This window comes from Microbacterium sp. C448 (genome assembly GCF_000582705.2).
GTDB classification, from domain to species: domain Bacteria; phylum Actinomycetota; class Actinomycetes; order Actinomycetales; family Microbacteriaceae; genus Microbacterium; species Microbacterium lacus_A.
In genome coordinates this window covers 1-10,462 of record NZ_HG779711.1, presented here as the reverse complement: position 1 = coordinate 10,462, position 10,462 = coordinate 1, and the positions used below count along the sequence as shown (strand labels likewise).

The window sequence follows — 10,462 nt, the reverse complement described above, 5'->3', positions numbered from 1 at the left end:
AGGATGCGGCATCAAACCTGGAGCGCTTCATGGCACGATCAACGCACCGAAATCATTCAGCATCGCCGCACTGATCGCCCCGGACCTGGCACGCGAGTTCGAGGCGCTGCAGGATCGGTTGCGGGATCGGATCATCACGACTTGGCAGGCCGAGCTGAACGCGCGCCGCGGCGCGGGTGGCAGGTTCCGTGAGCCCTTGCAGCGGGTCGAGGTTGTCGAGTTGCAGCATCGTCGTTCCAGGGCGTTGGACCCGCACGTTCATCGGCATCTGTGGCTGAGCGTGAAGGTGCAGGGCGAGGACGGGAAGTGGTCCAACGTGGACTCCCGGGTCGCGATGAGGCTGCACACCCTGATCAACGCCGAAGGCGAACTCGCCGCCCGCACCGACCCGCAATGGGTCGCGGCGCTGGCCCGCCACGGATTCACGCTGAACGCCGAGGGCGAGATCGCGGAGCTCGCTCACGCGGTCCGCCCGCTGTCGCGCCGGTCGACGCAGATCGAGGCAAACCGGGCTGTACTGCTGGTTGAGTGGCGAACCGCGCACCCGGGGCAGGAACCAAGCCCAGATCAGATGCACCGGATCGACCGACTGGCGTGGGCGAAAGCCCGACCAAACAAGCCTGGTGATCTCGACGAAGCTGCCTGGGAAGAACTCATCGCAGGCGAACTGGCCGCGATCGACCCGGGGATCCTGCGAGGTCGTGCCCCGGTGCCGGTGCAGGCCGGGACAATCGAGGATCTGGATGTGGCGTTGTTGGCGGCGCGGGCGATTGTGGATGCAGACGCGCGGGCCGCGTCTTGCGGGGGCCGGTTCAGCCTGGTCGACGTGCACGCTGGCGCCACCCGCGCCCTCGCGGCAACCGGGATCGTCGTCCCCCGCGAATCGCTCCAACCCGTGCTCGAGCAGATCATCGAGCGCGCGCTGACGCTGACGGTGGATCTGCTGGCTGCGGAAGAGGAACGGCCCGCGCACGTGAAGCGGCTGATGGCATCGACCACAGCCGCACTCAAGACCGAGCTCGCCGAGCGCTTCGACGCCCTCACTCGGGCGGGCGCCGCGGTTGAGCCCACCCTGATCGTCGCCGCGGCAGAAGCGGTGCTGCGAGAGCACGTCGAACTGGATAGCCGCCAGGTGCAGGCCGCCGCCGCAATCGCCGGGACCGACAGGTTGGTATCGGTGACTGGGCCTGCCGGCGCTGGAAAAACGACCATGCTGCGCGCCGCAAAAGAGGCGCTTTCGCAGCGCGGCGACCGGATGGTGGTGGTCGCACCAACGAAGAAGGCCGCCTCGGTCGCCGGCCGAGAGATCGGCACGTCTGCCTCAAGCCTGCACGCATTGTTGAGCGATCACGGGTTCCGCTGGGGGCGTGACGAGTCGGGTGCCGATGTCTGGACCCGACTCCATCGGGACGAAATCGACCCGACCACCGGGCTTCGCTACGCAGGGCCGCGCCGGTTCCCACTCCGGGCGGGGGATCGAGTCGTGGTCGACGAAGCCGGCATGGTCGACCTACACACCGCGAACGCCCTCGCGATCGTGGCGGCCGAGACCGGGGCCGGGATCGCGATGGTCGGCGACCACCTCCAGGCCCGGCCCGTCGGACACTCCGGTGCGATGGCGACGATGACCCGCCGTGCCACCGCCGTTGTCGAACTCACCGTCGTACATCGATTCCACGACCCGGAGTACGCCGAACTGACCCTGCGCATGCGTGAACCAGGTTCCAAGGATGAGGCGCTCGCGGTCGCGTCCGACCTCGACGCTCGCGGGCTCATCCACTGTGTCGCAGACCAAGCCCAGGCGCGCGAGGTGATGGTGGAGGCGTACTTCCGCGCCTCGGCGGGCCAGCGTCGGATGGCATTGGTGACCAGCACGAACGAGGAAGCGGACGCGATCAATGAAGCCATCCAGCAACGCCGCATCGACCACGGGCAGCTCGCGCTGAGCCGGATCGCGGTGGGACAGGCGGAGCAGCGACTCCTTGAAGGCGACATCGTTCAAACCCGCCGCAACGACCGCCACGCCAACGTCGAGAACAGGGCCCTGTGGGTCATCCGCAAGCTCACCTGCACCGGGATCGAACTGGTCAGCCTCAACGACAGCGCCGACGTCCGCACGGTCACGCGTGAGTACGCAGCCGACCATGTGCATCTCGCGTACGCGTCGACGGTGCACGGCATTCAGGGCGAGACCACGGATGCCGCCGTTGTGGGGCCGGGTGTCGACGCGGCCGGCCTCTACGTTGGAATGACTCGAGGCCGCACTCGCAACGAAGCGCTCGCGATCGCCCCCACCGCTGCCGCGGCCCGCGCGCAGATCGCGGACAGTATGTTCCGCGGCCTCCGTGAAGTCAGCATCAACGACTCCATCCGCGCTGCCCGCATCGAGCTGGGACGCGCCGCCCGCACCCCCCACAACGTTGCCGATACCCCGCCCGACCTGTGGAGCGCTCAACAAAGTCCAAGTCGCGAACTCGAGCGATACCAGTTGGAGCAACTGAATAAGGGGCTCCATGCGACGAAACAGGCGCTGATCGAGCTGGACCGCCGCATTGCGGATGACGACGCCGGCACGCACGGACACCCCGAAGCCGTGTTGACTGCCGCGCCGATAGTCGCGGCGCGGCAGCAGCTTGTGGCACAGTATGTGGCGGGTGTCGGTGAGTATGTCGAGGCCCGTCACGTTCACGAACAGGCGATTCTCGCCGCAAATGACGCGATGAATGGCAGCGGAGCACCCGCCCCGATCGCTCGGCAGAAGGACACCGAACGACGCCGCGGCGACGCAGACGCGCGTGTCGTGGTTCGGTCAGCATTTGACGGGTCGGACCTCTCGCGCTGACATGGTCGTGGCATCCCCCGCGGTCACTTCTTGGATCGGCCGGATTCGTGACTGAGCGTGCTCAGCCGCATGAAATGGATGTCGATGACCCAACTGAGCTCGTTGGCGCGCATTCGTTTCAGCGGGCTGGACCTTGATGATGAATTGAACCGAGCGGTTCTCCGCGCGTCTCGATCTCGACCCGCTCGACTGGATCATGTCTGGGACCTCAGCCCAGCTGGGCACCGAGTGCCCAACGAGCACCAGGCGTACTGGCTCGACGGAGGCCGCAAGATCATCACACCTGATCGTTGTGTTGGGGGACACCGAAACCACTCGAGCGAATGAATCGAGGTCGTAGCTGGGCACGTCGTCGTAACCCTGGAAGCCAACCTGGCCGGAATGAAATCCGCAGGGTGCGAGCACATCCCACTCAAGTCACTCTTCGGTGAGAAAACCTTCCAACTCCAGGAGAATCGTCACTTCTTTCCCAACCACAAGCCCACCTGTCTCGAGCGTCGCGCTCCAGGTCAGGCCAAAATCCTCTCGATCGATGGTTGTCTTCGCAGAAGCGCCTGCTCGATACACCTTGTCCGTGTCATAGCCAAATCCGCCCAGCTCGACCTGAAATGTAATAGACCGAGTCACATCGCGGATCGTCAATTCGCCATCGACGAGAAACTCATCACCGCTCACTCGAGCGCCGCTTGATACAAATTCCATCGTCGGGAATCGTGCGACGTCGAGAAAGTCGACCGATCGAAGATGGTCGTCGCGGATCTGCAAGTTCGTATTTACGGATGCTGCGTCGACCGTAGCGTGGAGGACGAAATCCAAGGGATTGTCAGACGCAATCAGAGTGGCTGATTTTACACCAAAAGCGCCCCGAACCTTCGAGACCATCATGTGACGAACGTGGAAGCCTACTTCGCTGTGAGTTGGGTCGAGAACCCACTTACCTGCGCGAAAGCCAGGAACCTCGGTGTTGGTCAGCGTCATTGATCTTCCTCTCCATGAAGGGACGGCGGCGCTCACATGAGCCGCTCGGGCAGGCGAGGCAACTACTTCGACTGGGACGAAGCACGTCAGCGTCCAAATTTTGTTTATGTTCGCAGAACACTCTGTTGGTTGTCAAGAACCACTGAACGGTGCGGCTTGCAAGCTATTCCGCATCGAGACACGTCTCCTAACCGCTTCAGCCAGAAAGCGATGGGGCCCGAGAAGAGCGCCCGCAGCGGCAAGTGGGGGCGAGCTTGTCGTAACCGGCCGCGGGTTCGCGCCATCGCCTATCGTCTTCGTTCATCCTCGTTCGACGGTGTTTCGGGCCATGTAGTTGTCGACGTCGTCGTTCACTGGCCGGCCACCCTTCAGTCCGCGGCGTGTGCGGTGTCCGTGCTGAGGAGAGGGTTCGAGGTGTCGGCGATGATGCTGCGCCCATATAGATGCCTACGGATCACGCTCGACGAGTGTGCCTTGTCGCGGCAGACGCGATCCGGCTGTTTGTACGGCCGATCCGGCCGGCGCCTGGCCGCACGGAACTGATCGCTCAGGAGCGAGCAGCGTCGGGAATCGCCGGCTTGAGCAGTGCTGACGCGCACAACAAACGGCAGTCTTGCACAGGTCGGCGATGGACTCTTCGCGCTCAAACCACCGCATGATCGGCCAATCGGGTCATCCGAGGGATCGATACGCAGATCCTCGCAATTCGATTCGGTCGCCCTCCGCGCGTGGTGGATTCGTCGCGCAATTGTGGGGCGGTCGATGGTTAAATTCACACGGACGGCCCACGAGGTCTCGCCGGCGGAGTCCGCGTCGGAAGGAATCCTTCTCGCATCTGGCGCACGTGAAGATGTTCATTTATAGTGAACGAGATCAATGAGGACTGATGTCGGCGAGGGTGCCGACACATGGTCGTCTATCAAAGGAGAGGGATCCAAATGAAATCTGTCCAATCGGCTACTGCGGCGTCAGATGGTGCGCATTCGTTCGTTCCAGAAATCTCACAGCCGAACCTTGACCTCCTCGGCCGCGCCCAATCGCTCTACTCACTTATCCATGAACATGCCCCAGACAGCGATCGTGACCGCCGTGTCTCCGAAGTGGTGATCGATGGGCTGGAAGAACTTGACCTCTTCCAGGTCTGCACTCCTCGTCGCTATGGCGGATTCCAGAGCAATTTTCGAACGCTGTTCGAGCTCACCGCCGAAATCGCACGGGGAGATGGGGGTACAGCTTGGGCGTTTGCGTTGCTCAACTCAAACGCCTGGGGCGTCGGCACCTACTCACGCGAGGCCCAGGACGACATTTGGGGCGCGAATCCGCGTGCACGCATCACCTGGGCAACGAATCCTGCTGCCGGCCCTACCGCATCGGCGCGCAAGGTTGACGGTGGCTATGTAATCAGCGGCCGTTGGCCGTACGCGTCAGGGTCCCTCCACGCACAATGGGTGAATCTCGGGTTCGACGTCGAGATTGATGGCGCACCGGTACGGATGGCGACTCTCGTTCCGATGGACGAGGTCACGCTTGAAGACACGTGGTATGTCGCAGGAATGCGTGGCTCTGGGAGCAACACAGTCGTCGGCACAGAGGTTTTCGCGCCGGACTACCGCACTCAAAGCTATGACAATCTAGCCGAAGGAAACTACGCGTCCGAGTTCACCGATGAGCTCGAATATCTCACGCCTTTGGGCCCCAACTTCAATCTAGTGCTCGTTGGGGCTCAAATCGGACTTGCTCAGGCAGCTCTGGATTATGCTCTCGAAAAGCTTCCGACGCGCGGCGTCACATACACAAAGTATGCAAAGGGGAGCGACGCGCCGACGAACCAGATTGCGGTCGCCGAGGCTGCGAACGCGATTGACACTGCACGCATGCTTGGGCGGCGAGCTTGTTATGACATCGATGCCGCCGCGGTAACCAATCGTGGTCAAATCGATCGGGCAACGCGCGCACGTATTCGGATGGATTCGGCGACCATAGCGGTGCTATGTCGAGAGTCCATCGATAAAATGCTCACTGCTATCGGTTCGGCCGCCTTTGCCTCGGTGAACCCACTTCAGCAGGTATGGAGGGACTCGGAAACGGCAAGCCGTCATGCGGCGGTGAACGTGGGCGTTTCGAAGGAAACGTACGGGAAGTCGCTGCTCGGCATCGACGAGTTCACCATGCTGATTTAGCGAAGGCTCAACCGCTGAGGGCATGGACGCCGCTTCGGTCGTCGACGCGGTGGTCGTGCCCTCAGCCATTGAGTTTCTCAGCGGTAGGCCACGCGTCAGACCGAGGGTCCGGTATTGCAGGGGCCAGCAATTGGTCATCACTCCATCTCGATGCATAGCACACATCCTGTTCGAATGGTCACGACAGTCACTTGTGCCGATTGAACAGCAGGGCTTCGCGGTCGAAGCTCCTGTACAGGTTCAGAGAGCGACCCGCGTGACTCCACAGGGGTGTCAGTCGAGGCGATCCGGCCTGGTGAACTGCTGCCGAAATCGCGCCAGACTAACGGCCACTATGCGATGTTGATCGGCGCGAGGACCACCAGGCCGCTCGCTTCGGGAAGCTCGGAGATGAGCTGCCTTGAACCGGCGGCGACTGACCCATGAACGGGGCGGGCTGTAAAGCCGAGTGTTGCTTTCGGAACTTGCACTCGTTTATTGTGACTACACAGGCTGTGAAAACGTCAGGTAGGACTAAAGTGCATCCGTGCGCTGAACCTGACCTCAGGGTTGAGGAAGGAGGCGTCGATGCGCCGACAACGCTGCCCCGATCCTCCTCGGATATCCAGTAGATCGCGGGAGGGCGAACCGAGACCCTGTCCGAACCCGGTGCGAGCTGAACGGTGTTCCACTGCAGTGAGCTACAGAAGACTTCACTAACCATTTCAGAGCGAAAGGAAGACCGTTCCATGGTCGATAGCAGTTTGCCCCCTGACATCTCCGCCCTCCTGGAGAGGATCGATGAGATCCGCCCGCTGATTGAGAAGAACGCAGCGCAAGGCGAAGCAGAACGACGCGTGTCGCAGGAGTCGATCGATGCCCTCGAGGCAATCGGAGCCTTCCGGGTGACGCAGCCAGCCAAGTATGGAGGATATGAAGGTGATTCTCGTGCGCAGGTCGACGTGGGCGCAGCCGTCGGCAAGGGCGACGGCGGGACTGCCTGGGTCGTCGCGCTCACCAACATCGCGAACTGGCTGACCGCGCTTTATCCCGAGAAGGCGCAGGATGATGTGTGGGGTGAGGATCGCAACGCAAAGGTCTCCGTGGTCCTAGCCACAAACGGTAAGACCCAGCGCGTTGATGGTGGGTACCTCGTCAGCGGGGAGTGGAGCTACAACTCGGCATCGTGGCACACGCAGTGGGCGATTCTCGGGGCCGAGCTCGTCGACGAGAATGGTGACTTCGTTGACACCGCGCAACTGCTGATCCCGCGCTCGGATCTCGGCTTCAAGGACATCTGGCATGTGGCCGGCATGCGTTCGAGCGGAAGCAACGCGCTCAGCGCGACTGACGTTTTCGTTCCCGATCACCGTGTGATGCGTGGGGAACCTGCCTTGCGAGGCACCTACCCTGGCACGACCGAGGACACTCCCGCGGTCTACCGGGCGGGGTGGATTCCCGTGCTGAACATCATTCTCGTCGGCCCGCAGCTCGGCATGGGCCGTGCCGTGCTAGAGAGGGTGATCTCGAAGGCAGACTCGAAAGCCATCGCATACACAAGCTTCGAGCGACAGAGTGACTCGATCGCATTCCAACTCGACATCGCCAAGGCCGCGCTGCTGCTGGAAGCTGCGGAAGGGTTCGCCCACCGCGCCACTGACGAGATCGACATCCCCGCTGCTCAGGGCGTCTATCCGGACTACTTGACCCGAGCTCGAAATCGTGCGTACGTGGGCTGGATCGTCGAGCACACCGCTCGCGCCATTGAGATGTTGCTCACCGCGCACGGGTCGGGAGCTTTCGCGGAAGTGAACCCGTTGCAGCGCCTTTGGCGTGACCAGGCAGTCGCGTCACGGCACGCGTTCGTTCTTCCGGCGCTCGGTTACGAGCTTTACGGGAAGGCCCTTCTCGGCCGCGAAGATGGGGATTCCGTTACGCCTCTGGTTTGAGCCCCCGGCTGGTTCGGGATGGGAGCCACTTCGATCCCGAACCAGCCCCTCCCCCAACAATCGGCATTTGGATCCATATGGCCGAACGAGAAGGGAGACGTCCAAAGCAGTAATCGCTTCTCCTCGCCGGACTGGGGTCTCTTCGCCCGCACACTCACCGCATAGCGATCCAGCGAACTCGCATCGCTGGTGAAGGCGGGCCAAACTGCGTGCGCACTGGGTACCGCACGGCATTTTGTCAGGGGCATCCTTCACATCGTGGTGGTACAGCGAACCGAGGTGCATCATCTCGAGTGCTGTCGCGTCCTCGATGACATCGATACTCAACATCGTCCAGCTGCGGTGATGAGCGCCAACGCCGGCCGCACCCGCTTGCCGACGGCTTCATAGAGGTAGCGGCTCGCGGCGTCGGCAATTCGGTCGGTGACGCCCACCTCTTTGACGAGGCGGTCGACGCGCGCGAGGGCCAACAACGTCGCGATCCTCACCGGCGACTCGCTGTTCTCTCGCGCGAACCAGATCATCGCTCGGCAGGGCGAGCGATGAATTCGCGTCCACGACCATGTTTTCGAGCCGTCGAGCAGCTGGAACGCGACCCCGTCCTTCTCCCCAAACACGACGACCGGCCGCTCGAGCTCTGCCGGGCCCATCGCGAAAATCAGACCCGATTGCGCAGCCGCGGCGATGAGCGAACCAGTCTTGTCGGTGAGTACCTTGAGGTAGATGCCATTGACCTCTCGTCCGACCCGGACGAGCCTGGCAAGATGCCGGGCACCGGATAGCGAACTGGTGCGATGACGATGTCCTACCTCCTGCTCGGATAGCGGACGGATGCAGCACCCGTCTCCCTGCTCGCGCGGATCGACGAGGGATCGAGCGCGTCGCCGGGGTGAAGATCCCTCGATTCTCGACGCTGAACTCCTCGAACTGCGCGAGCACGAAGCGACCGGCGCCACGCTCGACCTTGCCGGCTCCTGGTCGTACGAGGCCGTCGCGGCGCTCGAGGCACTTCCCACTGTGTGGTGGGAGTGGCGCTAACGCGCTTCGCGCAAGCGGTCGGCGATCGTTCCAGCTGATCCAGCCTTGCGGGCGCGCGGGGACGGCCTGGCGCAGAAACGGCTTCCGACTCTCCTGGCTTCGGGTGCTTCCATGCGGCGGCGAACGCAATTGCTTCGCGTGTGGGGTTGACTGCCTCGAGGCGGTCGGGCGCAGCCAAGACGACATCGAGTGTGTCCTGTTCGCGGGAGCGGCCCCGGCTGGTAGGTCTTCGTGGTGTCTATGACGCATCGTCACCCGCAGGGCAGAGGCGCTCGCTATCGGGCGGAGAGTCATGGGGCGCCCCGTTTCACGTCGTCGCCCGACGCTAAGGGACACCCAGGTTCTCCCGTGTGGACGCCGATGATCTGGGCACCGCGGTTCGTGACGGGACCGCCCCTGCGTAGACAGCCGGCCCCAACCGGACTCGCGTCGACAAGCCCCGAGTAATCGTCGCCGACACCATCCTGATCGGTCAGATCAACAGTCCGGCGACTAGCGGGAGGGACGGCCCTCACAGCGACCTGACTCGGTGATTCGTCAAACTCAACCCCGCGCACAAGGCTGGACTTCCGATAAAAAGTAAGTCAGAATAAACACAGGTCGCTGCGACGAGCCGGTCTTGAAATGCTGGCTGGACACAAGGCCCGGATGTGAGAAGTCACAATAAAGTGTTCGCTGCGATGGCACATACGAGAACCGGCTGGACACACACCAAGGATGGTAGAAGTCATGACGTCAGAAAGCCCTACCCCGAAGCACGCGCAGGAGTCGAGCAGTGGGGGTGGCGCTCTGGTCCTGGACACGCTCTCCGCAGACGATTTCCGGGCGATCTTCCGTCGGCATCCTGCTGGCGTGACCGTCGTAACGGCAGACGCAGGAACCGGCCCAGTCGCCCTCACGGCCACATCGGTCGCCTCTATGAGCGCCGATCCGCCGCTGCTAATCTTCTCCGTGTCATCGTCGTCCTCGAGTGCGCGCATCCTGAAAGATGCCAATACTGTCGTCGTCCACTTCATCGGCCCAGACAGCATCGAGATCGCCAAACTTGGCGCGACGAGCGGAATCGACCGATTCGCGGACTCGACCATCTGGTCCCGCCTCCCAACCGGGGAAGTGGTGTTTGATGCGGTTCGCACGTGGATCCGCGCGCGGGTGGTGAATCGGCTGGAGGCGAGCGGATCGACCATCGTGATCGCACAGGCGATCGAGTCGAACTACACGGCGGCAGAACTCGATCAGCAACCGGAGCGCGAAGGACTCGTCTTCATGAACCGAAGCTGGCACCAGGTCGGAGAGCGCTCAGCAATTATCTGAAATCAGGATTGACCGGTAGCACCCACGTTTCAGGCGGTGGACGAAAGCTCGTCCACCGCCTGAAACGTGGGTGCTACTTGGCGTAGGCCGCAGTGATGCTGTGCAGCGCCGCGTCCAGTGCATCGCCATAGGCCATCTCTTCGACCTGATAGACAGACGGGCGCCCCCCCCCAACCCCGGCC

The 10,462-nt window shown here is 62.7% G+C and carries 7 protein-coding genes; 5 read left to right on the top strand and 2 right to left on the bottom strand.

Annotated features, from left to right (window positions below; all coding sequences use genetic code 11):
* Positions 1-2,842, top strand: a 2,842-nt coding sequence (locus tag MIC448_RS10805) for an AAA family ATPase (protein ID WP_144238035.1), incomplete at its 5' end; no start/stop codon positions are given.
* A gap of 417 nt (positions 2,843-3,259) precedes the next feature.
* On the opposite strand, the gene MIC448_RS10800 is transcribed toward MIC448_RS10805, so the two are convergent.
* Positions 3,260-3,820, bottom strand: a complete 561-nt coding sequence (locus MIC448_RS10800; RefSeq protein ID WP_036299422.1) for a YceI family protein — start codon at positions 3,818-3,820, stop codon at positions 3,260-3,262.
* A 938-nt stretch (positions 3,821-4,758) separates the two neighbouring features.
* On the opposite strand from MIC448_RS10800, the gene MIC448_RS10795 reads away from it, so the two are divergent.
* Positions 4,759-6,000 (top strand): acyl-CoA dehydrogenase family protein, encoded by a 1,242-nt coding sequence (locus MIC448_RS10795; protein ID WP_158497541.1) that lies wholly within the window; start codon positions 4,759-4,761, stop codon positions 5,998-6,000.
* Positions 6,001-6,662: 662 nt separating this feature from the next.
* Complete coding sequence (locus tag MIC448_RS10790; protein ID WP_243419952.1) at positions 6,663-7,928, top strand: acyl-CoA dehydrogenase family protein; 1,266 nt, start codon at positions 6,663-6,665, stop codon at positions 7,926-7,928.
* Between the two features lie 323 nt (positions 7,929-8,251).
* On the opposite strand, the gene MIC448_RS16725 is transcribed toward MIC448_RS10790, so the two are convergent.
* Complete coding sequence (locus MIC448_RS16725; protein WP_036299416.1) at positions 8,252-8,578, bottom strand: hypothetical protein; 327 nt, start codon at positions 8,576-8,578, stop codon at positions 8,252-8,254.
* A gap of 181 nt (positions 8,579-8,759) precedes the next feature.
* On the opposite strand from MIC448_RS16725, the gene MIC448_RS10780 reads away from it, so the two are divergent.
* A complete protein-coding gene (locus tag MIC448_RS10780) occupies positions 8,760-8,966 on the top strand; it encodes a hypothetical protein (RefSeq protein WP_036299415.1) in 207 nt (68 codons plus the stop codon).
* Positions 8,967-9,683: 717 nt separating this feature from the next.
* Positions 9,684-10,280, top strand: coding sequence for a flavin reductase family protein (locus MIC448_RS10775; protein WP_373457229.1), 597 nt, complete (start codon positions 9,684-9,686; stop codon positions 10,278-10,280).
* The last annotated feature ends 182 nt before the right edge of the window (positions 10,281-10,462 follow it).

Coding starts and splice junctions, on each gene's coding strand:
- MIC448_RS10800 (WP_036299422.1), bottom strand. CDS start 3,820: ATGACGCTGACCAACACCGAGGTTCCTGGCTTTCGCGCAGGTAAGTGG.
- MIC448_RS10795 (WP_158497541.1), top strand. CDS start 4,759: ATGAAATCTGTCCAATCGGCTACTGCGGCGTCAGATGGTGCGCATTCG.
- MIC448_RS16725 (WP_036299416.1), bottom strand. CDS start 8,578: ATGGGCCCGGCAGAGCTCGAGCGGCCGGTCGTCGTGTTTGGGGAGAAG.
- MIC448_RS10780 (WP_036299415.1), top strand. CDS start 8,760: ATGCAGCACCCGTCTCCCTGCTCGCGCGGATCGACGAGGGATCGAGCG.
- MIC448_RS10775 (WP_373457229.1), top strand. CDS start 9,684: ATGGTAGAAGTCATGACGTCAGAAAGCCCTACCCCGAAGCACGCGCAG.